At 65.5% G+C, this 26,930-nt stretch carries 21 protein-coding genes; 14 read left to right on the forward strand and 7 right to left on the reverse strand.

The window, feature by feature from the left end; translation table 11 throughout:
• Positions 1-50: 50 nt before the first annotated feature.
• Entirely contained in the window at positions 51-1,514 is a 1,464-nt protein-coding gene (locus FR728_RS06265; RefSeq protein ID WP_149891729.1) for a M23 family metallopeptidase, read from the forward strand.
• 382 nt (positions 1,515-1,896) lie between these two features.
• On the opposite strand, the gene FR728_RS06270 is transcribed toward FR728_RS06265, so the two are convergent.
• Positions 1,897-2,769, reverse strand: a complete 873-nt coding sequence (locus tag FR728_RS06270; protein ID WP_149891730.1) for an ATP-binding protein — start codon at positions 2,767-2,769, stop codon at positions 1,897-1,899.
• 291 nt (positions 2,770-3,060) lie between these two features.
• Between FR728_RS06270 and yajC the strand changes: the two genes are divergently transcribed.
• The 5 genes from yajC to FR728_RS06295 all read left to right on the forward strand — a co-directional run bounded on the left by yajC (position 3,061) and on the right by FR728_RS06295 (position 7,454).
• Entirely contained in the window at positions 3,061-3,396 is a 336-nt protein-coding gene (gene yajC, locus FR728_RS06275; RefSeq protein WP_149891731.1) for a preprotein translocase subunit YajC, read from the forward strand.
• A gap of 86 nt (positions 3,397-3,482) precedes the next feature.
• Positions 3,483-5,093 (forward strand): protein translocase subunit SecD, encoded by a 1,611-nt coding sequence (gene secD, locus FR728_RS19535; protein ID WP_149891732.1) that lies wholly within the window; start codon positions 3,483-3,485, stop codon positions 5,091-5,093.
• 15 nt (positions 5,094-5,108) lie between these two features.
• Positions 5,109-6,068, forward strand: a complete 960-nt coding sequence (gene secF, locus FR728_RS19540) for a protein translocase subunit SecF (RefSeq protein ID WP_149891733.1) — start codon at positions 5,109-5,111, stop codon at positions 6,066-6,068.
• A 113-nt stretch (positions 6,069-6,181) separates the two neighbouring features.
• The gene (locus tag FR728_RS06290) at positions 6,182-6,571 is read left to right on the forward strand and encodes an Mth938-like domain-containing protein (RefSeq protein ID WP_149891734.1); all 390 of its coding nucleotides are present in this window, start codon (positions 6,182-6,184) and stop codon (positions 6,569-6,571) included.
• 52 nt (positions 6,572-6,623) lie between these two features.
• Positions 6,624-7,454 (forward strand): phytoene/squalene synthase family protein, encoded by an 831-nt coding sequence (locus tag FR728_RS06295; RefSeq protein ID WP_244304391.1) that lies wholly within the window; start codon positions 6,624-6,626, stop codon positions 7,452-7,454.
• A 493-nt stretch (positions 7,455-7,947) separates the two neighbouring features.
• On the opposite strand, the gene trmFO is transcribed toward FR728_RS06295, so the two are convergent.
• A complete protein-coding gene (gene trmFO / locus FR728_RS06300) occupies positions 7,948-9,372 on the reverse strand; it encodes a methylenetetrahydrofolate--tRNA-(uracil(54)-C(5))-methyltransferase (FADH(2)-oxidizing) TrmFO (RefSeq protein WP_149891735.1) in 1,425 nt (474 codons plus the stop codon).
• 249 nt (positions 9,373-9,621) lie between these two features.
• Between trmFO and FR728_RS06305 the strand changes: the two genes are divergently transcribed.
• The gene (locus FR728_RS06305; RefSeq protein ID WP_208998675.1) at positions 9,622-10,266 is read left to right on the forward strand and encodes a hypothetical protein; all 645 of its coding nucleotides are present in this window, start codon (positions 9,622-9,624) and stop codon (positions 10,264-10,266) included.
• Between the two features lie 147 nt (positions 10,267-10,413).
• Here FR728_RS06305 and FR728_RS06310 read toward each other — a convergent pair whose 3' ends face one another.
• The 3 genes from FR728_RS06310 to uvrA form a co-directional block, all read right to left on the reverse strand.
• Complete coding sequence (locus FR728_RS06310) at positions 10,414-10,563, reverse strand: DUF1127 domain-containing protein (protein ID WP_149891736.1); 150 nt, start codon at positions 10,561-10,563, stop codon at positions 10,414-10,416.
• Positions 10,564-11,296: 733 nt separating this feature from the next.
• On the reverse strand, positions 11,297-11,443 hold the full coding sequence (locus tag FR728_RS06315; protein WP_149891737.1) for a DUF1127 domain-containing protein: 147 nt from the start codon (positions 11,441-11,443) through the stop codon (positions 11,297-11,299).
• A gap of 225 nt (positions 11,444-11,668) precedes the next feature.
• The gene (gene uvrA, locus FR728_RS06320) at positions 11,669-14,590 is read right to left on the reverse strand and encodes an excinuclease ABC subunit UvrA (RefSeq protein ID WP_149892245.1); all 2,922 of its coding nucleotides are present in this window, start codon (positions 14,588-14,590) and stop codon (positions 11,669-11,671) included.
• A gap of 906 nt (positions 14,591-15,496) precedes the next feature.
• On the opposite strand from uvrA, the gene FR728_RS06325 reads away from it, so the two are divergent.
• Both FR728_RS06325 and FR728_RS06330 read left to right on the forward strand, forming a co-directional pair.
• Entirely contained in the window at positions 15,497-16,081 is a 585-nt protein-coding gene (locus FR728_RS06325; RefSeq protein WP_149891738.1) for a single-stranded DNA-binding protein, read from the forward strand.
• Positions 16,082-16,877: 796 nt separating this feature from the next.
• Entirely contained in the window at positions 16,878-18,953 is a 2,076-nt protein-coding gene (locus FR728_RS06330) for a L,D-transpeptidase family protein (RefSeq protein WP_149891739.1), read from the forward strand.
• A 469-nt stretch (positions 18,954-19,422) separates the two neighbouring features.
• Here the strand turns inward: FR728_RS06330 and FR728_RS06335 are convergent, their stop codons facing one another.
• Positions 19,423-20,448 (reverse strand): zinc ABC transporter substrate-binding protein, encoded by a 1,026-nt coding sequence (locus FR728_RS06335; protein WP_149891740.1) that lies wholly within the window; start codon positions 20,446-20,448, stop codon positions 19,423-19,425.
• A gap of 244 nt (positions 20,449-20,692) precedes the next feature.
• Between FR728_RS06335 and FR728_RS06340 the strand changes: the two genes are divergently transcribed.
• A complete protein-coding gene (locus FR728_RS06340; RefSeq protein ID WP_208998676.1) occupies positions 20,693-21,454 on the forward strand; it encodes a sulfite exporter TauE/SafE family protein in 762 nt (253 codons plus the stop codon).
• A 104-nt stretch (positions 21,455-21,558) separates the two neighbouring features.
• Here the strand turns inward: FR728_RS06340 and wrbA are convergent, their stop codons facing one another.
• A complete protein-coding gene (wrbA, locus tag FR728_RS06345; RefSeq protein ID WP_149891741.1) occupies positions 21,559-22,182 on the reverse strand; it encodes an NAD(P)H:quinone oxidoreductase in 624 nt (207 codons plus the stop codon).
• Between the two features lie 348 nt (positions 22,183-22,530).
• Between wrbA and FR728_RS06350 the strand changes: the two genes are divergently transcribed.
• From FR728_RS06350 to FR728_RS06365, 4 genes are all read left to right on the forward strand, one after another.
• Positions 22,531-23,439 carry a LysR family transcriptional regulator gene (locus tag FR728_RS06350; protein ID WP_149891742.1) on the forward strand — a complete coding sequence of 303 codons (909 nt, stop codon included), beginning with the start codon at positions 22,531-22,533 and terminating at the stop codon, positions 23,437-23,439.
• A gap of 273 nt (positions 23,440-23,712) precedes the next feature.
• Positions 23,713-24,837 (forward strand): ABC transporter substrate-binding protein, encoded by a 1,125-nt coding sequence (locus FR728_RS06355; protein ID WP_377175278.1) that lies wholly within the window; start codon positions 23,713-23,715, stop codon positions 24,835-24,837.
• 79 nt (positions 24,838-24,916) lie between these two features.
• Positions 24,917-25,933, forward strand: a complete 1,017-nt coding sequence (locus FR728_RS06360; protein WP_149891744.1) for an ABC transporter ATP-binding protein — start codon at positions 24,917-24,919, stop codon at positions 25,931-25,933.
• On the forward strand, positions 25,930-26,886 hold the full coding sequence (locus FR728_RS06365) for an ABC transporter permease (protein WP_149891745.1): 957 nt from the start codon (positions 25,930-25,932) through the stop codon (positions 26,884-26,886). The genes FR728_RS06360 and FR728_RS06365 overlap by 4 nt, the downstream gene beginning before the upstream one ends.
• Positions 26,887-26,930 lie beyond the last annotated feature (44 nt).

Consider the following 26,930-nt stretch of genomic DNA (forward strand, 5'->3'; position numbering starts at 1 on the left):
CTTTCTACTCTTAACCATAAGCACAACAGTTTATCGGTTCGAGTAGGGCGATGAGTAAGCGGTTACGTCTTCTCCACTGTGACCTGATTTCGCGGGTGGCGGTGATTTCCATGACGGCGGGCGTTCTCGCCGGCTGCAGCGCGGCGACCGAACGGTTCGGCAGTGAGTTCTACACGGGCTCGACCGCCAACCAGAGACAGATCCTTTCGGGGAATGTGCGCCAGCCCAGCTATCAGGACATCATGAACGGCAATGGCGGCACCTCCGCCGGGCTTCCGCCCGCATCCGGTGCGCCGACCAGCACCGGCTCCGTTCCGGTTCGCGGGCCGGTCGTGGATGTCCAGCCGCGCCATCTTCCCAACGGCAATGTCGGTGGTCAGGCCCCGCGTCAGGTCGCCTCGAGCGGCTATGGTGCGCCGGTTGCCCCCGTCGCCTCCAGCTCCTCCCGGGGTGCTGTCGAGAGCCGCTCCCTGCCGGCGCCCGTTGCCTCTGCTCCCATCTCGTCCTCTCCGGCCCCTGCTCAGGCCCAAGTCGCCCGTGCCGAGCCTGCGCCCACCGCTGGCCGCAGCTGGAAGGGCTGGACCTCGACCGGTGGCACGGTCGTGCCCCTGCGCAATGGCGAGACAGTGGCAACCGTCTCCCGCCGGTACGGCGTGCCCGCCGAGGCGATCGTCGCGGTTAACGGCCTGCAGGATGCGTCCCAGGTCCGTCCGGGCCAGAGCCTCATCATTCCGGTCTATGTCTATGGCAACGGCACCAGCGCCACGGCGTCTGCGGGCAACAGCCTGCCGCCCGCCGGCTCTTCCGATGGCCTGACCACCGGTTCCGTGAACGCGGCCCAGCCCGCACCCGCCCAGCCGAGCTACCGCGATGTGGCCTCTGCCACACCCGTGTCCGCCGTGCCCGCGCCCAAGCCGCGCGGCGCCCGCACCCAGTCGGCCGCGGTCGCCCAGCCCGTGCGCAGCGAGCCTGTCCAGGCCGCCGCGACCAAGCCCGTGGTGGTGCAGCCGCGCGTCGAGACCAAGGCCCAGACGGAAACCCGTCCGGCCGCCCCGGTCGAGCGTCAGCAGGTGGCGGCCCTCGATCCGGCAGCAACAAAGCCCGCGATCGAGACCAGTTCCGGCAACGCGGGCGGTGCCCTGTTCCGCTGGCCGGTGCGCGGTGAGCTTCTGTCCGATTTCGGCGCCAAGCCGGGCGGCTCGGTCAATGACGGCATCAACGTCGCTGTGGCCGAAGGCACGCCTGTCCAGGCTGCGGGCGATGGCACCGTGATCTATTCGGGCAACGAGCTGAAGGGTTACGGCAATCTGGTTCTCGTCCGTCATGAGGACGGCTGGGTCTCCGCCTATGCCCACAATTCCAAGCTCAACGTGAAGCGCGGCGACAAGGTGCGCCAGGGCGACGTGGTCGGCCTTGCCGGCGCCACCGGTTCGGTCAGTCAGCCCCAGGTGCACTTCGAACTGCGCAAGGAAAACAAGCCGGTCGATCCCCTGCGCTACCTGCCCAAGGGCTGAGATCGCACTGGTTCGCTATGACAGAAGGCCCCGGAAACGGGGCCTTTTTTGTGTTCGGGCGAGCGGGCAGGGGCCCAGTACCCCAACCTCTCCTCCGTCCTGCTCGGGCTTGTCCCCAGCATCCAGTCTCGCAGACCAAGGCTGGATCCTCGGCACAGGGCCGAGGATGACCCTTCCGGGGACGAGAGACATGGGCGGGAACACGAGCCGTCCTGCGCTGGAGGGGTCTCGGGATCGGCATACCCGTCATTGTCCTCCGACCTCTCCACGGTCCTGCTCGGGCCTGTCCCGAGCATCCAGTCTCGCAGGCGAAGAGCCGGGTCCTCGGCTCATTCCCAAGCATCAACGGCAAGCGCCGCTCTCCGGGGCAGCCGAGAGCCGCTCAGTCGAGCGTTTCGCCCAGCCGTCCGGCGAGATCCTGGATGAACTGGAAGGCGACGCGGCCCGAGCGGCTGCCGCGGGTGGTGGCCCATTCCAGCGCCTCGCGCCGCAGCCGGTCCGCCTCGACACCCAGGTCGTAATGCGCCGCATAGCCGTTGACCATGTCGAGATAGTCGTCCTGGGAGCACTTGTGGAAGCCGAGCCACAGGCCGAACCGGTCGGAGAGGGAGACCTTCTCCTCCACCGCCTCGGCCGGGTTGATCGCGGTCGAGCGTTCGTTCTCGATCATGTCGCGGGGGAGCAGGTGGCGGCGGTTCGAGGTGGCGTAGAAGATCACGTTCTCCGGACGGCCCTCGATGCCGCCTTCCAGCACGGCCTTCAGCGACTTGTAGGACGTGTCGTCATGGTCGAAGGAGAGATCGTCGCAGAAGACGATGAAGCGTTCCGGCCTGTGACGGATCTGGCTCATCAGCGCGGGCAGGCTTTCGATGTCCTCCCGGTGGATCTCGATGAGCTTCAGGCTGCCCCCCGCGTCTTCTGCATTGACCTTGGCGTGGGCCGCCTTCACCAGCGACGACTTGCCCATGCCGCGCGCGCCCCACAGCAGCGCGTTGTTGGCGGGCAGGCCCCTGGCGAAACGGCTGGTGTTGTCGACGAGCAGGTCCCGCACCCGCGACACGGCGCACAGCAGGGTGATGTCCACCCGGTTCACCTTCGGCACCGGCTGCAACTCGCCGGGCACCGGCTGCCACACGAAGGCCTCGGCGGCGTCGAAGTCGGGTGCGGCCGGGCGCTGGGGCACGGCGCGGGCAACCAGCTCCAGAAGCTGATCGAATTTCGCGGAAAGGGCGGCGATTTCCGTGTCGCGGGTCATTGTTGCAGGCGCTCCTCGAACCTATGTGCTTCGGGCGTACGACCCCGCGCAGGCGGCAGTTGCCGGGCAGGGGGCGGACGCAAGACTGGGCCCAAGCCAGTATCACGGGCGCAAAGCCGGGAAAACGTCCGATCTTGCCCTTTCGGTACGCCTGCGCATGGTTCTGAGCCTTGAAAACCGCCGGTCGCTCGGTATAGTCCGGCCACCTGGAATCTGGCGAGTTTCGCCAATCGCAAAGAGACGCAGGGGGCGGGCCTTCCGGTTTCCGCCACGCGCCTTGAGGAGTTTTGAATGTTTGTCACCCCGGCCTACGCTCAGTCCACCGGATCCATCATGGACCCGGCTGCACTGATGAACATCCTGCCGTTCGTCCTGATCTTCGTGATCATGTATTTCCTGATCATTCGCCCGCAGCGTCAGCGCATGAAGCAGCATCAGGAAATGATCGCCAACGTGCGTCGCGGCGACACGGTCGTCACCTCCGGCGGTCTGATCGGCAAGGTGGCCAAGGTCGTGGACGATGGCGAACTGCAGATCGAACTGGCCGAAGGCGTGAAGGTTCGCGTCGTGCGCTCCATGGTTCAGGAAGTCCGCGCCAAGGGCGAGCCGGTCAAGGAAGGCGCCTGATCCTTCAGGCCCCCGCAATCCACGAGACTAGGCCGGGCCTTTCCACCACCGGATGAAGGCCCGGCCGCCCAGCACAGGCGCTCGACATGCTCTATTTTGCCCGCTGGAAGATCACCCTGATCGTGCTCACGGTCCTCGCCGGTGTGGTCTTCACGCTCCCGAATTTCTTCTCTTCCAAGACCCTTGAGGCCTGGCCGTCCTTCCTGCCGAAGGGCCAGATGGTCCTTGGTCTCGACCTTCAGGGCGGTGCCTATCTGCTCTATGAGGTGGACCGGGAAGACTACGTCCAGAAGCGCCTGAAGACCCTGGTCGGCGACATCCGCAACGCCCTGCGCGAACAGCCGCGCATCGGCTACACCGGTCTCGGCGTGCAGGGACAGTCCGCACAGGTCCGCATTCGCGACCTGGACCGTCTCGACGATGCCCGCACCCGTCTGCAGGGCCTGGTCAACCCGCTGGTCAACAGCGTGTTCGGCGGCCAGCAGCTCAACGAATTCGACGTCACCCTCTCCGACGACGGCCTCGCCCGCTTCACCTACACCGAGCAGGGACTGGAACAGCGCCTCGGCTCCATCGTGCAGCAGTCGATCGAGGTCATCCGCCGCCGCGTGGACGAGATCGGCACCACTGAGCCGAACATCCAGCGTCAGGGCGCCGACCGCATTCTGGTGGAAGCCCCGGGCGAAAGCGATCCGGAGCGCCTGAAGGATCTGGTCGGCCAGACCGCCCAGCTCACCTTCCACATGGTCGACACCTCCATGTCGGGCGAGCAGGCGCTTCAGTCCCGTCCTCCCGTCGGCACCCGGGTTCTCTACTCGGTGGACGATCCCCCAGTTCCCTATCTGGTGGAAGACGCGCCGCTGCTCTCGGGCGAAGATCTGGTGGATGCCTCCGTGTCCTTCGATCAGCGCACCAACGAGCCGGTGGTCAACTTCCGCTTCAACACGGCAGGCGCCCGCAAGTTCGGCCTGATCACCCAGCAGAACGTGAACAAGCCTTTCGCCATCGTGCTTGATGACGAAGTGATCTCCGCGCCGGTCATCCGTGAACCGATCACCGGCGGCTCCGGCCAGATCTCCGGCAACTTCACCGTCGAAGGCGCCAATGATCTTGCCGTGCTGCTGCGTGCCGGTGCCCTGCCGGCCAAGCTGACGGTCATCGAGGAACGGTCCATCGGTCCGGGCCTGGGGGCAGACAGCATCGAGGCGGGCAAGCTCGCCGCGATCATCGCGCTGGTTCTCGTGGTCGGCTTCATGGTGGCAGCCTACGGCCTGCTTGGCATCATCGCCAACATTGCCCTGGTCGCCAACCTGTTCCTGATCTTCGCCTCTCTCACCATCCTGGGCTCGACCCTGACGCTTCCGGGCGTTGCGGGCATCGTGCTCACCATGGGCATGGCGGTGGATGCGAACGTGCTGATCTATGAGCGTATCCGCGAGGAAACCCGCAACGGGCGCTCCGTGATCTCGGCCATTGATGCCGGCTTCAGCCGGGCGCTCGGCACCATCCTGGACGCCAACATCACCACGCTGATTGCCGCGGTGATCCTGTTCCAGCTTGGCTCCGGGCCGGTGCGCGGCTTTGCCGTCACCCTGGCGGTGGGCATTTTCACCACCGTCTTCTCGGCCTTTACCTTCACCCGCCTTCTGGTGGCCTTCTGGGTCCGCCGCCGGCGTCCCTCCACCTTGCCGATCTGATCCGGGAGAAGACAAATGGCATTGCTTCGACTTGTTCCGGACGACACCAAGTTCCGCTTCATGTGGCTGCGCAAGGTCAGCTTCCCGCTGGCCATCGTGCTGGGTCTAGCCTCGATCGCCTTGTTCTCGACCGTCGGTCTGAACCTCGGCATCGACTTCAAGGGCGGCACCATCATCGAGCTGAAGACGGATGGACCGGCGGACGTGTCCGCCATCCGCTCCTCCCTCGGCGAGCTCAATCTGGGCGACGTGCAGGTGCAGCAGTTCGGCAATCCGGACGAGGTGCTGGTGCGCGTGGAAGAACAACCCGGCGGCGAGCTGGCCCAGCAGGCCGTGGTCGCCAATATCCGGGATGTCTTCGCCGAGCAGAAGGTGGAGTTCCGCCGCGTGGAAGTTGTGGGGCCGAGCGTCTCCGAGGAGCTGGCCCGCGCCGGCACGCTCGCCGTCGCCGTCTCCCTTCTGGCCATCCTGATCTACATCTGGGTGCGCTTCGAATGGCAGTTCGCGCTTGGCGCGATCCTGACCACCTTCAACGACGTGATCGTCACCATCGGTCTCTTTGTTGTACTTCAGCTGGACTTCTCCTTGTCGTCCATCGCGGCCGTGCTCACCATCATCGGCTATTCGCTGAACGATACGGTGGTGGTCTATGACCGCATCCGCGAAAACCTGCGGCGCTACAAGAAGATGTCCCTGTCGGAACTGCTCGACCTCTCGATCAACGAGACCCTGTCGCGCACGACCATGACGTCGCTGACCACCTTGCTGGCCCTGCTGGCCCTGTGGATCTTCGGCGGCGAGGTGATCCGTTCCTTCACCCTGGCGATGATCTTCGGCGTGGTGATCGGCACCTATTCGTCGATCTTCCTGGCCGCACCCTTCCTGATCCTCTTCAACCTGCGCCCCGACGGCAAGTCGTCGGGCGATGCAGGCGAGGATGAGGGCACCGAGGAGCCTGCTCCCGCCTCGGCCTGACCCGGAGCAGGCACCGGCGCTCGACACGAGCATCATGAGTGAATGCGGGGCCGCGCCGCCGTCCGATCCGGACAGGGGGCGCGGCCCCGCGCATTGAAGACCCGAGGACGCAGATGGTTGAGATCCGCAAGGCCCATTTTCCGGGGCGCGCCCCGCTCGACGCCTATGGCAATGGCGGCTTCCGCTTCGCAGGCATGTCCCATCTGGGCTCGTTGCTCTGCGTGCCCTCTGGAATTTATGGCTGGGCGCCGAGCAGCTTTGCCGACCTGACGCCCGAGGCCTTCGAGAAGGTCTTCGAGGAGGTCGCAGGCATCGAGGTTCTGCTGATCGGCACCGGCGCAGACCTGCGCCCGATCCCGGCTGCCCTCAAGACCCTGTTCCGTGAGGCGGGCATCATTTCCGACACCATGTCCACGGGCGCCGCCGTCCGCACCTTCAATGTCATGCTGGCCGAAGAGCGCGCCGTGGCCGCGGCCCTTCTGGCGGTGGACTATGAACGCTGAGCGCCCCATCTCTGTCTCCATGGACAGGTTTTCGCAGACTGATTTCGCGCAAGTGTCCGATCTGGTCCATGCCGCCGATCGGGACCGTTTCCTCGCCTCGCTCTTTGCTCCGCAGGACGCGCGCAAGGGCCTGATGGCGCTCTATGCCTTCAACGTCGAGATCGGCCGGGTGCGCGAGACCGTCTCCCAGCCGCTGCCCGGAGAAATGCGCCTGCAATGGTGGCGCGATCTGCTGGCCGGCGAGGGGCACGGCGAGGTGCAGGCCAATCCGGTCGCCGCTTCCCTGCTTGCGACCATTGATCGCTACCGGCTTCCAGTTGCAGCACTCAGCGACATGCTCGATGCCCGGATCTTCGACCTCTATGACGATCCCATGCCGAGCCTCCATGATCTGGAGGGCTATTGCGGCGAGACCGCCTCGGCTCTGATCCAGCTCGCCTGCCTGGTGCTGAACGACGGGGAGGATCCGCTGACCGGTGAACTCGCCGGCCATGCGGGCGTGGCCTACGGGCTCACCGGCCTGATGCGGGCGCTGCCCTGGCATGCCGCCCGGGGGCAGATGTATCTGCCCGCCGATCTCCTCGCCCGTCACGGGGTGGACACGGCGACGGTGCTGCGGGGCGAGACGACCCCGGAGCTGCGCGCGGCCCTTTCCGAACTGCGCGATCACGTGCGCCATCACCTGAAGCGCGTGCGCGAGAAGTCCGAAGGCCTGGCACCCCGCCTGAAGCCGGCCTTCCTGCCTCTGGCCCTGGTCGAGCCCTTCCTGCGCGCGATGGAAAAGCCGGGCCACGACCCGCTCCAGTCCCCGGTCGACCTCTCCCAGCTCCGCCGCCAATGGCACCTCTGGCGCGCCACCCGCCGCAAGGGCGCCGGCGTCTGACAAGTCAGACTTGCTTTTATCCGCCATCCTCGGCCCCGTGCCGAGGATCGTGTCTTTGTGCCCGGAAGACTGGATGCTCGGGACAGGCCCGAGCATGGCGGAGGAGAGGGGATGGGCTCGATCAAGCGTGGCGGTTGCTGGGTAATTTCCTGATTTCTGTCATTCCGCCTCAAACCTCTCCATCGTCATCCTCGGCCCCGTGCCGAGGATCCAGCCTTTGAGCTGCAGGACTGGGTGCTCGGGACAAGCCCGAGCATGACGGAGGGTGTGGGAAAGAGGGAACATGCGGCGATGACCGAGGAGAGGGACGTGACCACACCCAAATGGAGCGGTGTCCTGATGCGCATATTCTCCCGTCATCCCTGCGCAGGCAGGGATCCAGTAACTCGCTGACAGTCTTGTCTTTTGCGATCATCGGTGTCGGGTCAGCCGGATCCTCGGCCCCGTGCCGGGGATCCGGCATGCTGAGCCGAGGCCGTCAGCCCCTTGGCCTTCAGCCCTCAGGCTGAAGGGGCGCAATCCAGCCGGCGAAGTCCGTCTTGGCGCGGCGGGTGAAGGCGAGCTTCTTGGCCTGGGTCTTGTCCTTGCCCTTGATGCGCTTGCCGTCCGCGTCCACCTTCGGCACCTCCACATGGGGGAAGAGGCCGAAATTGACGTTCATCGGCTGGAAGGAACGCGGACCGCCGCCGGTCTCTTCCATCTCGCGGGCAATGTGGCCGCCGGTGATATGGGCGATCAGCGCGCCCATGGCGGTGGTCTCCGGCGGGGTGGTGACCGGCTGGCCGAGCCGTTCCATGGCGGCGAAGATGCCCGTCATGCAGCCGACGCTGGCAGATTCCACATAGCCCTCGCAGCCGGTGATCTGGCCGGCAAAGCGCAGACGTGGTTCCGCCTTCAGCCGCAGGGTTCCGTCCAGCACCTTGGGCGAATTGAGGAACGTGTTGCGGTGCAGGCCGCCGAGGCGGGCGAACTGGGCGTTTTCCAGCCCCGGGATCATCTTGAAGATGTCCCCTTGCGCGCCGTATTTCAGCTTCGTCTGGAACCCGACCATGTTGTAGAGCGTGCCGAGCGCATTGTCCTGGCGCAGCTGGACCACCGCATAGGGCTTCACGTCAGGCGCGTGGGCATTGGTCAGGCCCATCGGCTTCATCGGGCCATGGCGCAGGGTCTCGCGGCCGCGGGCCGCCATCACCTCGATCGGCAGGCAGCCGTCGAAATAGGGCGTGTTGGCTTCCCATTTCTTGAAATCGGTGGTGTCGCCGGCGATCAGCGCATCGACGAAGGCGTCATACTGCTCCTTGGTCATGGGGCAGTTGAGATAGTCCTTGCCCGTGCCGCCCGGGCCGACCTTGTCGTAGCGCGATTGGAACCAGGCCTTCGACAGGTCGACGCTGTCGAAATGGACGATCGGCGCGATGGCGTCGAAGAAGGCGAGCCCTTCCTCCCCGCATTTTTCCAGAACCGCCGCCGACAGGTCGGGAGAGGTCAGCGGACCCGTGGCGACGATCACGCTGTCCCAGTCTGCTGGCGGTAGTCCGGCGATTTCCTCGCGCGCGATGGTGATCAGCGGATGGTCTTCCAGCGTGCGGGTCACGGCCTCGGAGAACCCCTCCCGGTCGACGGCCAGCGCGCTGCCGGCCGGCACCTGGTTGGCGTCGCCACAGGCCATGATCAGGGAACCGGCCTGGCGCAGCTCGTGGTGCAGCAGGCCGACCGCGTTCAGGTCGCTGTCATCGGAGCGGAAGGAGTTGGAGCAGACCAGTTCGGCCAGGCCCTCGCCCTTGTGGGCATCGGTCTTGCGCACCGGGCGCATTTCGTGAAGCACGACGGGGATGCCGCGCCGGGCGATCTGCCAGGCGGCCTCGGACCCGGCGAGGCCGCCGCCGATCACGTGGATGGGGGTGTTCTTGTCTGTCATCAGTCCTGTCCGGATTGGGGGCGGGGGCAGCGCAACGGCGCGGGGCTCCGGGTGGGGCTGTGCCTCCCATGCCGCCGCAGGGTCAGACGCCCCGGCAAGGTCTTGCGGTCTGATACCGTGAAGCCCCGTGGAGTGCAATGGCGCGGGGCCGTTGAGCCGGGCGTAACCCTTCCCCGCGATCAGCTCTTGCCAGCCGCGCTTGCCTTGTTACTCTGACGCGACGGCAAACTTGCGGTTGGGAAGAATAGCATGACACACTGCAGGATCTCGGCGACCGGATGGGGACGCGCCTGTCTCGGTGCCCTGATCGGAATGGTGCTTTCCGGCTGCGCCATGCAGGCCGAGAAGGACGCCATGGCCTGGTATGACGGCGAGCGTCAGGCGCCACGCGGCGACCGCATCTATATCTGTCACGGGTTCGGCTGCACCTACCGCACGCCGGTGGATTTTTCCCGCCGCGATCTGGCCCGGCTGAAGACCATTCTGGCGCAGGGGCGCAAGTCGCCCGAGGCCGAGCGCAGGGCGGTTGCGGAAGCCGTGGCCTGGCAGGAGCGCCGGGTGGCCTCCACCGTGGGGTCGGCGGGCGATGTCGGCGGCTTCGACATGCACAATGGCGGCGTGCGCGGCCAGATGGATTGCCTCGACGAATCGACCAACACCAACAGCCTGCTGGTGGTGGCCGAAGCCCACGGGCTGCTGAGGCATCACAAGGTGGCCTCGCCCGTGGCGCGGGGCTTTTTCCTCGATGGCCGCTATCCCCATGCCACCGCAACCTTACGTGAAACGACGAGCGGCAAGGTCTTCGCGATCGATTCCTGGCCCCGCCCCAATGGCGAATTGCCGGTGGTGCAGGCGCTGGAGGCCTGGATGGCGAGCCGTCCGGCAAGCGGCTGACATCCGGCCCGGCAAGGCAGGTGGGCGGCAAACAAAAGAAAACGCCCGTCGGGGGAGGAGCCGGCGGGCGTTTTCGTCAGGTGCCGCGCTCAGGGCGCAGCGTGCGGAACAGGTGCGGGGAGGAGCGCGTGTTCCGCCCTTGTGGTCTTAGCGGGTGGCAGACCGGGCAAAGCGGTCGATGTCGCCGCGGTTGATGCCCAGATCCTGCAGCTCGCGATTGGTGAGCTGGGACAGTTCGTCAAACGTGGACCGGTAACGCTTCCAGGTCTGGTACTTGCGCACGATGGTGTCGAGCATGGGAATGCCTTTCAAAGGTCTTGCTTGTTGAGGAAAGGCCGAGGGGGCAAATGCCTCGCCCGCAGCCTCAAATCCGATGACGCTGAGATAGTCGTGTCAAAGCCCTTTGAAAAGTCTGCTTCCTGCAGCCCAGCCTTGCGGAAAATGCACAGCTCCTGAGCAGCTTGCCGGAAAACAAGGCAGCGGAATCGGGAGGTGTCGGCGCAGTCTCGTCACGCGTGCCGAAAGACGCGGCCGCTGAGACCCGCGCAACGTCGCGTCAGCGTTTCGCACCATGTTCAATTCAGCTGCACAGGACCTTGCAGGCCCTGCGGCACGCGCTTGGGGTGCTGCTATGCTGAGGACGCAGAGATGCCTGGACGCATGAAGTGATCAGTGGCGCGCAAGGGAGTTGAGAGGCATGGAAGACAAGGGATGTGGCCGGAGCTCGCAACGGAGACGTTCAGGAAATGGGGGCCCTGAAAAAACGAACGCCCGCCAGTGGGAGGAGGTACTGGCGGGCGACGTTTTGCGATGGCGAGACTGGGAGGAGGATGTCTCGCACTTGCCACACGTTCCGGGAGCCTGGGAGGAGGTGGCTCATGGGAACGCGATCCGAATTTCAGGTCGTCCGCCAGTGGGAGGAGGTACTGGCGGACGACATTGACTGGGTGAGACTGGGAGGAGGATGTCTCACCTGTGTCACACGCCCCGAAGCCTGGGAGGAGGTGGCTCGTGTGGACGCGATCTCGTGTCAGATCGAGGCGCGGCGGGCGACAGTCTTGATGTCGCCACGACCAATGCCCAGATCGCTCAGTTCACGCTGGGACAGACGGGACAGCTCATCCACCGTGCGGCGGTACTGAACCCAGTTGCTGTACTTGCGGGCGATGCCAAACATTGTTTCGATCCTTCTGTGGTGCTTCGCAGCAAGTTTTGTGCGCCGCGTCATCACCGTGTTGAGAGATATATAATTTGAGGATCGAATTAATAGAAGCGCGTTATGCGCATGCCAGTCATGCATATAACGCAATGCAGCATGAATTGGGTGCGCCTGCGTTGCATGTGTGAAAACGTCGCGAGAATCAGTCGATTCTCGCGACGTCGGACTTGCTGCGATGCACAATCACTCGGCAGCGGCAGGTTTTTCCTGAGGACGGCGTTCAAGAAGCTCGGCCAGGAACTGCCCCGTGTAGCTCGCCGGCACCTGCGCAATGTCTTCCGGACGTCCGGTCGCGACGATCGTCCCGCCGCCATCCCCGCCTTCCGGACCGAAGTCGATTACCCAGTCGGCGGTCTTGATCACCTCGAGATTGTGCTCGATCACCAAAACCGAATTGCCCTGATCCACCAGCTCGTGGAGAACCTCCAGCAGCTTCGCCACGTCATGGAAATGCAGACCCGTCGTCGGCTCGTCCAGAATGTAGAGCGTGCGCCCGGTGGAGCGGCGCGACAGTTCCTTGGCGAGCTTCACCCGCTGGGCCTCGCCGCCCGACAGCGTTGTCGCCTGCTGGCCGACCTTGATGTAGCCCAGGCCCACCCGGGCCAGCGTCTCCATCTTGTCGCGGATCGACGGCACGGCGGAGAAGAAGCCTGCTGCTTCTTCCACGGTCATGTCCAGCACGTCGGCAATCGACTTGCCCTTGAACTGCACTTCCAGGGTCTCGCGGTTGTAGCGCTTGCCCTTGCAGACATCGCAGGCGACATAGACATCGGGAAGGAAGTGCATCTCGATCTTGATGACGCCATCCCCCTGGCAGGCCTCGCAGCGGCCGCCCTTCACGTTGAAGGAGAAGCGGCCCGGCGCATAGCCGCGCGCCTTGGCCTCCGGCAGCCCCGCATACCAGTCGCGGATGTGGGTGAAGGCGCCGGTGTAGGTGGCCGGGTTGGACCTTGGCGTGCGGCCGATGGGCGACTGGTCGATGTCGATCACCTTGTCCAGATGTTCCAGACCGTCGATCCGGTCATGGGGCGCCGGGGTCTCCCGCGACCCGTTCAGCCGGCGCGCGGCCGCCTTGAACAGCGTGTCGATCATGAAGGTCGACTTGCCGCCGCCGGACACCCCGGTGATGCAGGTGAAGGTTCCCAGCGGCACATCCACGTCGATGTTCTTGAGGTTGTTGCCCCGCGCCCCGCGCACCGTCAGCTTGCGGGTCTTCTTGATCTTGCGCCGCTCGGGCGGGCTCGGGATCCGCAGCGCGCCGGAGAGATACTTGCCAGTGAGCGAGTCCGGATTGGCCATGATCTCCGCCGGCGTGCCGCTGGCGATGATCTGTCCGCCGTGAACACCCGCGCCCGGGCCCACGTCCACCACATGGTCCGCATGCAGCACCGCATCCTCGTCATGCTCGACGACGATCACCGTGTTGCCCAGGTCCCGCAGGTGCTTCAGCGTGTCGAGCAGCCGGGCATTGTCGCGCTGATGCAGGCCGATGGAGGGCTCGTCGAGCACGTAGAGCACGCCGGTCAGGCCGGAGCCGATCTGCGAGGCCAGACGGATACGCTGGCTCTCGCCGCCCGACAGCGTGCCGGAGGAGCGGGACATGGAGAGATATTCAAGACCCACGTCATTGAGGAAGCGCAGGCGCTCGCGGATCTCCTTGAGGATGCGTTCCGCGATTTCCCGCTGCTTGGCGGTGAAGCCGCTGTCCAGCGACGAGAACCAGGCGCCGGCCTCCCGGATGGAAAACTCGGTCACTTCCCCGATGTGCTTGCCCTGGAGCTTGACCGCAAGCGCCTCGGGCTTGAGCCGGTAGCCGTTGCAGGCCGGGCAGGGGTGGTCGGCCTGATAGCGCGACAGCTCCTCGCGCACCCAGTTGCTCTCGGTCTCCCGCCAGCGCCGCTCGATGTTGCCGATCACCCCTTCGAAGGGCTTCTCGGTCTTGTAGCTGCGTGCCCCGTCATCATAGACGAAGGTGACCTTCTCCTTGCCTGTGCCATGCAGGATGCCCTGGCGGGCGTCTTCCGGCAGGTCCTTCCAGGGGGCGGACATGGCCACCCCGTAATGCTTGGCAAGCGCCTCAAGGGTCTGGGCATAATAGGGCGAGGTGCTCCCGGTCTTGGCCCAGGGCAGCACGGCGCCCTCCCGCAAGGACAGGGTCGTGTCGGGCACGACAAGATCGGCCTCGAAGGCCAGGGTGCTGCCCAGCCCGTCACAGGTCGGGCAGGCGCCGAACGGATTGTTGAAGGAAAACAGCCGCGGCTCGATCTCGGCGATGGTGAAACCGGAGACCGGGCAGGCGAATTTTTCCGAAAAGACGATGCGCTCGTGGGTCTCGTTGCGATTCTGCAGCACCCCGTCCTCGCTCTGGGGCAGGGGACGATCGGCGAATTCCGCGATCGCGATCCCGTCGGCGAGGCCGAGCGCGGTTTCCAGCGAATCTGCCAGACGCCCCGCGATATCCTCGCGCACGACAAGTCTGTCCACGACCACATCGATGTCGTGCTTGAACTTCTTGTCGAGGGCAGGGGCTTCGGCGATCTCGTGGAACTCGCCGTTGATCTTCACCCGCTGGAAGCCCTTCTTCATGAGCTCCGCCAGTTCCTTGCGGTATTCGCCCTTGCGGCCGCGCACGATGGGTGCCAGCAGATAGAGACGGGTGCCTTCCTCCAGCGACAGGATCCGGTCGACCATCTGGCTGACCGTCTGGCTCTCGATGGGCAGGCCGGTGACCGGAGAATGGGGCACGCCGACCCGGGCAAAGAGCAGACGCATGTAGTCGTAGATCTCGGTCACCGTGCCGACGGTGGAACGCGGGTTCTTCGAGGTGGTCTTCTGCTCGATGGAGATGGCGGGGCTCAGGCCGGCGATATGATCCACATCCGGCTTCTGCATCATGTCGAGGAACTGGCGGGCATAGGCCGACAGGCTCTCCACGTAACGCCGCTGCCCCTCCGCATAGATGGTGTCGAAGGCGAGGGAGGACTTGCCGGATCCCGACAGGCCGGTCATGACGATCAGCTTGTTGCGCGGCAGGTCCAGATCGACATTCTTCAGATTGTGCTCGCGCGCTCCGCGCACGCTGAGTACCGTATTGGCATCCGGCATGCCGGTCGTTCCCGTTTCACGGCCCATGTCTTCACTCGTTCCCAGTGGATGCCGGGCGCCGGGAGGGGCACCCTCGCATCGTGTCATTCGTTCGCGGCAGTCCGGCCTTCATTGCAGTCCGGTCTTTGACTCATTCACCCGTCTTGCTGCGGACCCTTAACCGGCACTCTCGACCCCGCCTCTGCGCTGCGCTGCCTCGCGTTCGCGCGCCCCGGTCCTCGCGCACCGATCCTCGCGACGGTCTTTCGCTCATTCAGGGCCCATATAGCAACTCGCGCAAGCTCTGCCAGATGCTTCGCGCTAGACGCGGCAAAAAACCAACCAGCCGCGACGGTCTTCCGTTCCATGCCGTCTTCTGTTTCTGCGGTGGGAGCATTCAGGCCACGGCGTCCCGTCATTCCTGCTTCTTGCAGCGTCCACTGCCCTGGGCTGGAAGAGCCTCTCCGTGCGTGACTCTCTTCTTGCTTGGAACATAAAGTGAACATATCCTCTCTGGCAAGCCCCTTCTGCGGCCGTTTCCCGGCGTCGCCAGCGAGAGAGTTCAGAAGCGGGCGGCTTCATCCGACGGTGTCGGCCTCCGGTGGCCGTCCTGATTGCGTCGGTGAGGCCCTCTTGGCGGCGCAAGGGACGGCACCTCCTTGTGGAAACAGGTGAGGGAGGTGCAAAAAGGGTCGGCGCGCGCGCGCCGGATGTGTAGGCTTGCCGCCGAAGATCTGCCTTGCGGACCGTAGACGGCGCTTGCGGCGCGTGGCCGCGGTCTGCTGAACGCGGGGCCGGGCAGGTACGACGCCTGCGGCGGGGCGAATAAGGAATTGCCGGACAGCATTGCCGGAGCATGAGGGCCGGACCGGGGGAGACCCGGGGCATCATGAGCCGGGCTGCAGGCCAACATGAGGAGTTTTGGGTATGGCGGGAAGCGTCAACAAGGTCATTCTGGTCGGAAATCTCGGCGCGGATCCGGAAATCCGGCGCACGCAGGACGGTCGTCCGATCGCCAACCTGCGCATCGCCACCTCCGAAAGCTGGCGCGATCGCGGTACCGGCGAGCGCAAGGAGCGCACCGAGTGGCACCGGGTGGTGATCTTCAATGAAGGCCTGTGCAAGGTGGCGGAAAACTTCCTGCGCAAGGGCTCCAAGGTCTATATCGAAGGCCAGCTCCAGACCCGTAAGTGGCAGAACCAGCAGGGTCAGGACCAGTATTCCACCGAGATCGTGCTTCAGGGCTTCAACTCCACGCTGACCATGCTGGATGGTCGTGGCGACGGCGGCGGCGGCCAGGGCGGCGGGTCCGGCGGCTACGGCGGTGACAGCGGCGGCTATGGCGGTGGCTCCGGCGGCGATTACGGCGGTGGCTATGGTGGCGGCAGCTCCGGCGGCGGTCAGGGCGGCGGCTTTGGCGGTGGCTACGGCGGAGGCTCCTCTTCCGGCGGTGGTGCTGGCGGCGGCTTCGGGGGCGGTGCAGGCCCCATGGACGACGAGATCCCGTTCTGATATCTGACGGCGAAACGCAGGTTCAAGCGGTCGTGCACGTCCTTGACGTGCGCGGCCGTTTTGCGTCCGGTTTCACATTCAGGCAAAAGCTGCCCCGGCCCTTTCAGGTGCGGAGGGGCTCTTCACGAGAATGTGAGGGGAAGGGCAGGCCAGCTTCCGGGGTCGGGTTAACCCGCTCTTGGTGAGCCGGCAGGCACCATGCCCCGTCTTCGCCGATGCTGGCCCGCGAAGGGGCGAGCGCGCATGCGGGGACCGGTCAGGGGCTTCTGTCCTTGACGGGAAGCGCGTCGGAGGTCCGGAGCACCGGCATTCGGCAGGCCTCAAGGGAATGCCGTATTTTTTCCCGATTGCCGTGGTTTCTGGCCGGGGAAGCGGAGCCTGTCACCAGGTCGGGGGCAGATGCTCCGGAAATGGGACGCTTCCGGCCTTCGGAGGAGGCTTCCGGCGCTTGTGTGTCGGGGGCGAATCTGGAGGGGTGCTTCTCGGGTCGCATGTCGGGTTGCATCTCGTATTTCTGGCGCCGTTTCGATCGATGCGGCGCTGAGGCGCGGGATGAACGCGGTCCCGAGGGTGGTCTTGCCTGTGCCAAGGGTCTAGGCTTGAGGCGCGTTCGCGGCATGCCCGCAAGGCGGGCAACCGGCAGGGAATAGCAGGCGGGGCGACGCCGCAACATCGGACCAGGGGGCCCGGGGCAAGGGTGCTGGCTCCGACCTGTCGCAAGACATCCGGCCATGCGAGGGCAGGGCATGACCGGGCTGGACGCAAACGAACATCATGACGAGCAGGTTTGACTGAAATGCAAGGTCTCCCCGAATTCACTCTCCGCCAGGCATCGCAGGATACGTCCGCGCGCGGCCGCAAGGTCGCTGCCGGCGCACGCTGGCGCGCCAGCTCCGCCCTGACGCTGACCCTGGCGCTGGCGTTGAGCGCGCCGTTCCTGGCCGCGACCACGGACGATGTCCGTGCGGAGGGCTTCTTCAAGCGCCTGTTCAACCCGCAGGCGGCCGCCCCTACCAAGGCGGTGGAGCAGGACCGGCAGCGCATCATCGATGCCGCCGACAATTCCTATGTTCCCGCCCCGAAATACTTCACCTACAAGGCCGATCCGCTCGTTCCGGTGGACTTCAAGGATCTCGCCAAGGTGACGACCGCCGCCGTTGCCGCCCCCGTTGCCCCGGCTGCCACCACCGCCGGAACGGCCGAGGCTGCGCCCGCCGCCACTCCGGCGCCTGATGCCAATGGCGTTGCTGCAACGCCTGCGACCGGCGAGAGCCCGGCTGCGGTCGGCAGTGATGCTCCGGCTGCACCGGCGACGGTCCAGCTCACCGCCTTCGATCAGGCCCGCCCGGCGCTCTCCGACCTGAGCCTCACCGCCCTGAAGGAAGTCGGCTCCGCGCTGGTCACCTTCTATCGGGAACATCCGGATTTCGTCTGGGTGACCGACGGCCGGGTGAATGAGCGCGCCCAGGCCGTTCTCGGTGGTCTCGCCGCCGCCGACGCCTACGGACTTGATCCGCAGGATTATCTGGTCGAGATGCCGAATGTCGATCTGTTGCCCGAAGCCGAGCGTGCCGCCGCCCTCATGGGCTTCGAGATGGCGCTCAGCAAGGCGGCCCTGACCTACATGCTCGACGCGGAGCGGGGCCGGGTCGATCCGAACCGTATTTCGGGATACCACGACCTGCCGCGCCACAAAGTGGACCTGGTGGCCGGTCTGAAGGGTGTGGCCGCCGCACCGGATGCGCTGGCAGCCCTCGTCTCCCATCAGCCGGACAATGCGCCGTTCAAGGCGCTGGCCAGCGAGCTGGCACGTCTGCGGGCAGAAGATGCCAATGCGGATCCGATCGTGATCGCGCCGGGCACCCTGATCAAGCCGGGTCAGTCGAACCCGGAGCTGAAGAACGTCATGGCCGCCATCCGCAAGAACGGCTCGCGGGAGCTGCAGGATGCCCATGCGGAGACGATCCTGGCCTATCAGGACGGCGAGGAATACACCCCCGCCCTGGTCGAGCTCGTGAAGGGCTTCCAGAAGGAAAACGGTCTGTCGGCGGACGGGGTGATCGGCAAGAACTCGGTTCGGGCCCTCGTTGGCGAGACCAATGTGGCGCGCATCGCCAAGGTCGAGCTGGCCATGGAACGCCTGCGCTGGCTGCCTGAAACCCTGGGCGAGCGCCGGGTCTTCATCAACCAGCCGGCCTACACCGCCACCTATTACGAGCCGGGCTCCGAGCCGCTTTCCATGCGTGCGGTGGTGGGCAAGAAGTCCAACCAGACCAACTTCTTCTACGACAAGATCGAGTATGTGGAATACAACCCCTATTGGGGCGTTCCCTATTCCATCATCGTCAACGAGATGCTGCCGAAGCTGGCACGTGACCCGAGCTATCTGGACAATGCCGGCTACGAGGTGACTACAGCCAACGGCCGTCAGGTCTCCTCCGCCTCGGTTGACTGGCATGCGGTCGCCACCAAGAAGGCGAGCGTGAACGTGCGCCAGTATCCCGGTGCGTCCAATGCGCTTGGCGAGCTGAAGATCCTCTTCCCCAACAAGCACCACATCTACATGCACGACACGCCGTCGCGGAACCTCTTCTCCCGGGACGAGCGCGCCTTCAGTCATGGTTGCGTGCGTCTGCAGGATCCGCGCGCCATGGCGGCCGCGGTGCTGGGCAAGAACAAAGACTATGTGTCGGGCCGCATCGCGCAGGGTCAGAACGATCAGGACAATGTCACGGCCGACATTCCGGTCTATGTGGCCTATTTCACCGCCTGGCCCCAGGATGACGGCAAGATCGGCTACTTCAGCGATGTCTATGACCGGGACATGAAGCTTCTCGAAGCGATCAAGACCACGGACCAGACCCGCGGCTGATCATCCGGCCAATGGCGCGAGAGTGCCTGCGGAATGAAAAAGGGCCGCCCGATGGGGCGGCCCTTTTGCTTTGTGGTAGATGCGCCCTTTCTCCGGCTTCAAGCGTTTGCCCGGTCCTGCTCGACCTTGTGCCGAGGATCCAGCCCTTTGCGTCGAAGGCTGGAGGCCCGGGACGTGCCCGAGCATGACGGTGGAGAGGAAAGGGGCAACGAGGGGCGGGGAGACGAGCAGAGGGCGTGAGCTGTGAACGCTGCCTGTTTCCGCCCAACGCCTCACGCCGGTCATCCTCGGCCTTGTGCCGAGGATCCAGCCCTTTGCGTCGAAGACTGGAGGCCCGGGACAATCCCGCGCATGACGGTGGAGGGGGGCGTGGAAGAAACCCGGACCTGAGGGGCGCACTGAGCTGGCAGTCATGAATGCCGGGCGGGGCCTGTGCGGCCGCGCCCGGCAGGGGGAACCGCGCCGGGCCTCAGTTGGCCGCGCAGTCGGCGATGGCGCTGGCCATGTTGCGCAGGAGTTGCGGATAGAGGCCGGGCCCGTCGGCCAGATCGGCGCCGAGCGGATCGAGCGTGCCGACCTTCAGTCCCGTGCCGTCCTGCAGCAGCTGAACCCGCTTCGGGGTGAACTGGGGCTCGGTGAAGAGGCAGCGGGTGCCCTCAGAGGCAATCAGGTCCTTCAGATGCGACAGGCTCTCCGCACCGGACTGAACCTCGGGCCGGGGTGCGACGGCGGCCTGGAAATGCAGGTCGAAGCTCTCCTCGAAATAGTGATAGGCATCGTGGAAGGCGATCATGCCGGTCTCGCGTGCCGGGGCCACCTGCGCCGCGATCTCGTCCTTCAGCGCGGCCAGTTGGGTCTCCAGGGCGGAGGCATTCGCCTGATAGGTTGCGGCATTCTCCGGGTCGAGCTCGGCCAGGCGGGCGGCGATGGCAGCGGTCATGGCGCGGGCATTGTCCGGCGACAGCCAGACATGCGGGTCGAGCCCCTCATGGTGATGCTCGTGCGCGCCTTCCGACGCCGCTTCATCCTCATGGGCGCCATCTGCGTGAGCGTCTTTCCCATGGTCTTCATGCTCATGTTCATGGGCCTCGTCCCCGTGAGCGTGGTCATCATGGCCCCAGTCGTCGCTCTCGCGGAACTCGAGCAGGGTGAGGCCGGGGGCCTCCATCAGCTCCAGCACCCGGGCCTCTCCGGTGAGCGCCTCGATCGGCTTGGCAAGGCTGGTCTCAAGAGCCTCACCGACCCAGATCACCAGATCCGCGTCCTGCAGGAGGCCGGCCTGGGAGGGCTTGAGGGCAAAGTCGTGGGGGGAAGCAGCACCTTGAATGAGAAGATCGGGGGAGCCCACACCTTCCATCACGGCGGCGGTGAGCGAATGGATCGGCTTCAGGGTGGCGACCACCTTCGGGGTTGCCAGGGCGGGCGCGGAAAACAGGGCGGTCGACGCCGCAAGGAGGGCAAGGCCGGCGAGGGGGGAAACGCGGAGACGTGACATGTGGGGTCCCTGTAATGTTATTCAGTAACAGTTACTCTATAACGTTGCCGGATCCGGAGGGCAAGCCCGTCCTGTGACAATCCTGATCACGCTGCCGCGAGGACGGGATTCGTTGGCATGGGGCAACGCGCCGGCTCCGGTCTGGACAGGGGCGGCCGCGCCATGAAACAAAGGTTGCCTTGCCAATTGGCGGCGACTCGCGGGCCTGTCCCACGCAGAGCCGCGCCTGTTCCAGAGATCTGTCATGACCCTTCTCGGCGCCATCGATCCGCTTACGCTGGTTCTTGCCCTCGTGGCCTGCGGGCTGGGCGGCCTGCTCAAGGGCGCGACCGGGGCTGGTGCGCCGGTGATCGGCATTCCGGTGCTCACCGCGCTGGTCGACATCCAGTTCGCGGTCTCGGTCTTTGTTCTGCCCAACCTTCTCACCAATCTCTGGCAGGCCTTCGCCTATCGTCGGCATCTGCTGCCCTGGTCCTTCCTGCTGCTCTTCGGCGGCGGCGGGGCCATCGGCGCCGTTGTCGGCACCTATCTTCTGGCCGGATTGCCCGGTGACCTGCTGGAAATTGCCATGGCGCTCGTGGTGATCGGCTATGTGGCCTTCCGCCTGTGGAACATGGACTGGGTACTCGCCTATCCCCTTGCCCGCAAGCTGGCCCTGCCGGTGGGGGGTGCTGGCGGCATCCTGCAAGGGGCGACGGGGCTCTCCGCACCCGCCTCTCTGACGTTCCTCAACGCCCTGCGCCTGCCGCGGCCGACCTTCATCGCCACGATCTCCGTCTTCTTTGCCCTGATGACGATCAGCCAGATCGAGCGTCAGGCCGCCCTCGGACTGCTGGACGGCCAGAGGCTCCTGATCGGGGCCTTCGCGACGCTTGCCACCCTTGCCGCCATGCCGGTGGGGCGCTGGATCGGCGAGCGCGTGTCACGCCAGGTCTTCGACTGGCTGATCCTCGGGCTGCTCCTGATCCTCGCGCTCAAGATCCTGCTGGCGGCAAGCCTCGCCTGAGCGGAGGCAAAAAAACGGAGCGCCCGGGGGCACTCCGCTGGAAGTCTGCAGTCTTGAAGCTGTTACGGGCAGGGCCGCTGGGGGCTTGCCCGCAGGCGCCTGTGTCAGGCGAGTTCCGGGGTCTTGGCACCGGCGGTCAGCTTGGCCGCGGTCTGAGCCACGAACTTGCCCTGGTAGCGGGCGCCGTCGAGCTCGATCTTGCTCGGCATGCGCTGGCCCTGGCCGCCGGAAATGGTGGTCGCGCCATAGGGCGAGCCGCCGGCGATCTCGTCCAGGGTCATCTGGTCGGCGAAGGAATAGGGCAGGCCGGTCACCACCATGCCGAAGTGCAGGAAGGTGTTCAGCAGGGCAAAGAGGGTGCCTTCATTGCCGCCGTGCTGGGTGGCGCTGGAGGTGAAGGCGCCGCCCACCTTGCCTTCCAGGGCGCCGGTTGCCCAGAGGCCGCCGGCCTGCTCCCAGAAGCTTGCCATCTGGGACGGCAGACGGCCGAAGCGGGTCGGTGCGCCGACGATGATCGCGTCATATTCGGCCAGTTCTGCCGGGGTGGCGATCGGAGCGGACTGTTCCAGCTTGAAGTGGGCCTGCTTGGCGATTTCTTCCGGAACGGTTTCCGGAACGCGCTTCAGGGCAACCTCTGCACCGGCGGAACGGGCGCCTTCGGCAACGGCTTCAGCCATGGCTTCGATGTGGCCATAGGTGGAATAGTAGAGAACGAGGACCTTGGTCATTGGGGGGAACTCCGGAAATCTGTTTCAGGGCGGCGCGGGGCCTGTCTGCTGCACTGCCATATGGCATGGGAAACTGACCGGTGAAAGGGCAGGGGCGGCGCACGCAGTGTTCACCGCCTGTGAACAGTGAGGGGTAGCCCCCGCAAATCCGGCGCCAATCCGTGTCGCGAGCCTGTCGCCATCCCGGTCTCTCCCATCTAAGCGGCGGAAATGCCACGATGACCGGCGCCCGGACCGGGAGAAGCGGCTCTGCCTCTTGTTCCGGCGGCGGTGGCGGTGTTTGATGGGGTGAGGAAGCCCGCCGGATGGCGCGGGTGCCGCGCGAAACGAGGAAGTGCAGTCGGACGCATGTCCTTCACGATCCGCCAGTTGCAGTATTTCGTGGCCTCCGCCGAGCGCGGATCGATCTCCCGCGCCGCCCAGTCCCTGAGCATTTCCCAGTCCGCCGTCACCGAGGCCATCAAGGAGCTGGAGAGCGATCTGGGAGTCGCCCTGTTCGAGCGCCATTCGCGCGGCCTGACCATCACCCACAAGGGGCACCAGTTCCTGCGCCATGCCACCTCGATCCTGGCCAGCGTCTCCGATGCCCGGCGGGCCTTCGCCGAACCGCCCGACGCCTCTCCCGGACGCCTGCACCTGGGCGTGACATCGCTGGTGGCCGGCTACGTGCTTTCCGACATTCTGGCCCGCTATCGCCGCGCCTATCCGGGGGTGGAGGTGACCGCCATCGAGGACAGCGGCGAATATCTGGAACATCTCCTGATCGGCGGCGAGCTGGATGTGGCGGTGATGGTCGTCTCGAACCTGCGCGATCCCATGGCGCTCCAGTCGGAAATCCTGGAAGTGTCGCCCTATCGCCTGTGGCTGCCGCTTGGTCACCGGCTGGAGACCCCCGACAGCGTCGCCCTGTCCGACCTGCTCGGCGAGCCGCTCATCATGCTCACCCTTGACGAGATCGAGGAGGCGACCGCCAAGCTCCTCGGCGCGCTCGGCTCCCGCCCGCCGGTGGCCTTCCGCACCCGCTCGGTCGAAGCCGTGCGCTCGCTGGTCGCCACGGGTGCGGGCATCGCGATCCTGCCGGATCTGGTCTACCGCCCCTGGTCGCTGGAAGGCGACCGGATCGAAAGCCGGGACGTGAGCGGCAGTCTGCCTGTCGTGCAGGTCGGCATCGTCTGGCGGCGCGGCTCTGCCCCCAAGACCCCCACCGCCCAGTTCATCGAGCTGGCCAAGGCCCAGCGCATGCTGCGCAACCGTTAGCCGGCGTCCCGCTTCAGTCTCGGATAGGGCCGCTGGCGCAGCGCATGCTTGCCCGCTCGTCCAAGCGTCTGACCCTGTGAGTATTTTGGTCTCTGCTATCGGTTTTTCCGATAATCGCTTTCGATATTATGAAATTGCGAAGGCCGGAGGATGCGCGCAAGCTCGCGGCACAAGAAAAAATCAAAATGCATCACCTCCACGAAATCTCGCGCAATCTGTCCGAGGGGAAATTCGATCATGAAGAAATTCCTGAGCTGTTGCTCTGTCCTGTCCATGCTGGCCGCTCAGACCGCCAGCCTGTCCGCCGCCGAGATGCTGTCCGAACTGGGCGCGGGCGAGGGTGAAGTCACCATCGTCGCCTGGCCGGGCTATATCGAGCGCGGCGAAACCGACAAGGGCTTCGACTGGGTCACGAAATTCGAGGAAGCCAGCGGTTGCAAGGTCAACGTCAAGACCGCCAACACCTCCGACGAAATGGTCGCCCTGATGAACGAAGGGGGCTTCGATCTGGTCACCGCGTCCGGCGATGCCTCCCTGCGCCTCATCGCCGGCAAGCGCGTCCAGCCGGTGAACACCGCGCTGGTGCCCAGCTGGTCCAAGGTGGATGACCGCCTGAAGGATGCCGCGTGGCACACGGTCGACGGGGTCCATTACGGCGTGCCCTATCAGTGGGGCCCGAACGTGCTGATGTACAATACCGAGGCCTTCAAGGAAGCGCCGAAGAGCTGGAGCGTGGTCTTCGAGGAAACCACCCTCGACGACGGCAAGTCGAACAAGGGCCGGGTTCAGGCCTATGACGGGCCGATCCACATTGCCGATGCGGCCAACTACCTGATGTTCCACAAGCCGGAGCTGGGCATCAAGAGCCCCTACGAGCTCAATCAGGAGCAGTATGACGCAGCCCTCAACCTGCTGCGCCAGCAGCGGGATCTGGTCTCGCGCTACTGGCACGATGCCTTCATCCAGATCGACGACTTCAAGAACGAGGGCGTCGTGGCCTCCGGCTCCTGGCCCTTCCAGGTCGGGCTGCTCAAGGGCGAAGGCCAGCCCATCGCCTCCACCATTCCGCAGGAAGGGGCAACGGGCTGGGCCGACACCACCATGATGCACGTGGATGCAGAGCACCCGAACTGCGCCTACATGTGGATGGAGCACACCCTGTCGTCCAACCTGCAGAGCGACCTCTCCGTCTGGTTCGGCGCCAACCCGGTCGTTCCGGCGGCCTGCACCGATGGCTCGGGCATGCAGACGGCCGAGGGCTGCACCGCCAATGGCATGGATGACTTCGAGAAGATCCGGTTCTGGACCACGCCGGTGGCCAAATGCGCCAGCCAAGACGCCTGCGTGCCCTATTACCGCTGGGTCTCCGACTACATCGGCGTGATCGGCGGGCGTTGAGCCCGCTCATCCCGCTCCCGTCCATCAGCACCAGAGACGCCTGCCGGATCTTCCGGCAGGCGAATGATGAAGCGTGACCATGCAGACTGCTGTCCTATTCAAGACTGTCTCCCGCCACTATGGCGAGGTTCGTGCCGTCGACCGGGTCGACCTTGACGTGCGCGCCGGAGAATTCTTCGCCATGCTCGGCCCCTCCGGCTCCGGCAAGACCACCAGCCTGCGCCTGATCGCAGGCTTCGAGCAGCCGACCGCAGGGCATATCGAGATCTTCGGCGAGACCGCCGAGGGGGTGCCGCCCTATCGGCGCAACGTGAACACGGTCTTCCAGGACTACGCCCTCTTTCCCCACATGAGCGTGCGCGACAATGTCGCCTACGGCCTGATGATTGCCGGCATGGGCCGCCGCGAGCGTCATGCCAAGGCTGAAGAGGCGCTGGAGATGGTGCGGCTGCCGGGCTACGGCGACCGGCGGCCCAGCGCGCTTTCCGGAGGCCAGCGCCAGCGGGTGGCGCTCGCCCGTGCCCTCGTCAACCGGCCGAAGGTCCTCCTGCTGGACGAGCCTCTCGGGGCGCTGGACCTCAAGCTGCGCGAACAGATGCAGGAGGAACTGAAAGGTCTTCAGCGGTCGCTTGGCATCACCTTCATCTTCGTCACCCATGATCAGGGCGAGGCCCTCTCCATGGCCGATCGTGTGGCCGTCTTCAGCGAGGGCCGGATCCAGCAGGTCGGCACGCCTCAGGATGTCTACGAGCGTCCCGACACGCCCTTCGTGGCCGATTTCGTCGGCTCCTCCAACGTGCTTCCGCCCGATCTGGTCCGGGAACTGACCGGTCTTGCGGTTCCTGCCAGCCTGCGGCCCGAAGCCCTGCGCCTCGTCAGCGGCGCGGAGGCTGCATCCGACCCAGATGCGTCCCGCTTGACGGCCACCGTCACCGGGCTGAGCTACACCGGTGCCGTCACAAGGGTGCAGCTCGGTGTCCGCGATCTGGCGCTTTCGGCGCTCATCCCTGCGGGGCAGCCGGTGCCGAGGGGCGGGGAACAGGTCGGCCTGTCCTGGGATCCCGCCAGCCTGCATCTGATGGAGGCCGCAAGGTGAGCGTCCAACTGGCCACCCAGCCCGCGATTCTGGAGCGCCGGCCCGGTCTTCTCGCCCGCTTCTCCGACACGCTCTGGCGCCGTCCCTCGGTGCTGCTTCTGGTGCTGCTCGGACCGCCGGTCGCCTGGCTCGGCATCATCTATCTGGGGTCGCTGCTCGCGCTTCTTGTGCAGAGCTTCTTCTCCATCGACGAATTCTCCGGAATGATCCAGTACGAGTGGACGCTCAAGACCTATGGCGAGCTGCTCAACCCAGTAAATCTGGACATCATTGCTCGCACCGTGCTGATGGCGGCGGTCGTCACCATCGCGGCCGTGCTCGTGGCCTTTCCCGTGGCCTTCTTTGCGGCGCGCTATGCCAGCGGGCGCTGGAAGGCGGTGTTCTATCTGGGCGTCATGCTGCCGCTCTGGTCCAGCTATCTGGTCAAGGTCTATGCCTGGAAGCTGATCCTCGCCAAGGAAGGTATCCTCACCTGGGGCCTGTCGAAGCTCGGTCTGATGCCGCTGCTGGATCTCGTCCTTGCGATCCCCGTGATCGGCGGGAACTCGCTCTCCGTCAGCTATATCGGTACCTTCCTCGTGTTCCTCTATGTCTGGCTGCCCTTCATGATCCTGCCCATGCAGGCGGCCATGGAACGGGTGCCGGTCTCCCTGCTGGAGGCCTCCGCCGATCAGGGCGCCGATCCCTCCCAGACCCTGCGCCACGTGCTCCTGCCGCTGGCGCTGCCCGGCATCGTCGCCGGGTCGCTCTTCACCTTCTCGCTGACCCTCGGCGACTACATCATTCCGCAGATTGTGGGTTCCTCCCGGCTTTTCCTCGGTCAGGCCGTCTACGCCCACCAGGGTACGGCAGGAAACATACCCCTCGCCGCCGCCCTGACCGTCGTGCCCGTGGTCATCATGGGCTTCTATCTCTGGGGCGCCAAACGGGTGGGGGCCTTCGATGCACTGTGATGTCCAGTCCATGCCGAGCGAGCCCTGCCGTCGTTCTTCTCGGG

Source organism: Roseibium aestuarii, from assembly GCF_008477545.1.
GTDB lineage: Bacteria > Pseudomonadota > Alphaproteobacteria > Rhizobiales > Stappiaceae > Roseibium > Roseibium aestuarii.

Bases quoted from the DNA above. Each gene is read 5' to 3' on its own strand.
- FR728_RS06265 (WP_149891729.1), top strand. From the start codon at position 51: ATGAGTAAGCGGTTACGTCTTCTCCACTGTGACCTGATTTCGCGGGTG.
- FR728_RS06270 (WP_149891730.1), bottom strand. From the start codon at position 2,769: ATGACCCGCGACACGGAAATCGCCGCCCTTTCCGCGAAATTCGATCAG.
- yajC (WP_149891731.1), top strand. From the start codon at position 3,061: ATGTTTGTCACCCCGGCCTACGCTCAGTCCACCGGATCCATCATGGAC.
- secD (WP_149891732.1), top strand. From the start codon at position 3,483: ATGCTCTATTTTGCCCGCTGGAAGATCACCCTGATCGTGCTCACGGTC.
- secF (WP_149891733.1), top strand. From the start codon at position 5,109: ATGGCATTGCTTCGACTTGTTCCGGACGACACCAAGTTCCGCTTCATG.
- FR728_RS06290 (WP_149891734.1), top strand. From the start codon at position 6,182: ATGGTTGAGATCCGCAAGGCCCATTTTCCGGGGCGCGCCCCGCTCGAC.
- trmFO (WP_149891735.1), bottom strand. From the start codon at position 9,372: ATGACAGACAAGAACACCCCCATCCACGTGATCGGCGGCGGCCTCGCC.
- FR728_RS06305 (WP_208998675.1), top strand. From the start codon at position 9,622: ATGACACACTGCAGGATCTCGGCGACCGGATGGGGACGCGCCTGTCTC.
- FR728_RS06310 (WP_149891736.1), bottom strand. From the start codon at position 10,563: ATGCTCGACACCATCGTGCGCAAGTACCAGACCTGGAAGCGTTACCGG.
- FR728_RS06315 (WP_149891737.1), bottom strand. From the start codon at position 11,443: ATGTTTGGCATCGCCCGCAAGTACAGCAACTGGGTTCAGTACCGCCGC.
- uvrA (WP_149892245.1), bottom strand. From the start codon at position 14,590: ATGCCGGATGCCAATACGGTACTCAGCGTGCGCGGAGCGCGCGAGCAC.
- FR728_RS06325 (WP_149891738.1), top strand. From the start codon at position 15,497: ATGGCGGGAAGCGTCAACAAGGTCATTCTGGTCGGAAATCTCGGCGCG.
- FR728_RS06330 (WP_149891739.1), top strand. From the start codon at position 16,878: ATGCAAGGTCTCCCCGAATTCACTCTCCGCCAGGCATCGCAGGATACG.
- FR728_RS06335 (WP_149891740.1), bottom strand. From the start codon at position 20,448: ATGTCACGTCTCCGCGTTTCCCCCCTCGCCGGCCTTGCCCTCCTTGCG.
- FR728_RS06340 (WP_208998676.1), top strand. From the start codon at position 20,693: ATGACCCTTCTCGGCGCCATCGATCCGCTTACGCTGGTTCTTGCCCTC.
- wrbA (WP_149891741.1), bottom strand. From the start codon at position 22,182: ATGACCAAGGTCCTCGTTCTCTACTATTCCACCTATGGCCACATCGAA.
- FR728_RS06350 (WP_149891742.1), top strand. From the start codon at position 22,531: ATGTCCTTCACGATCCGCCAGTTGCAGTATTTCGTGGCCTCCGCCGAG.
- FR728_RS06355 (WP_377175278.1), top strand. From the start codon at position 23,713: ATGCTGGCCGCTCAGACCGCCAGCCTGTCCGCCGCCGAGATGCTGTCC.
- FR728_RS06360 (WP_149891744.1), top strand. From the start codon at position 24,917: ATGCAGACTGCTGTCCTATTCAAGACTGTCTCCCGCCACTATGGCGAG.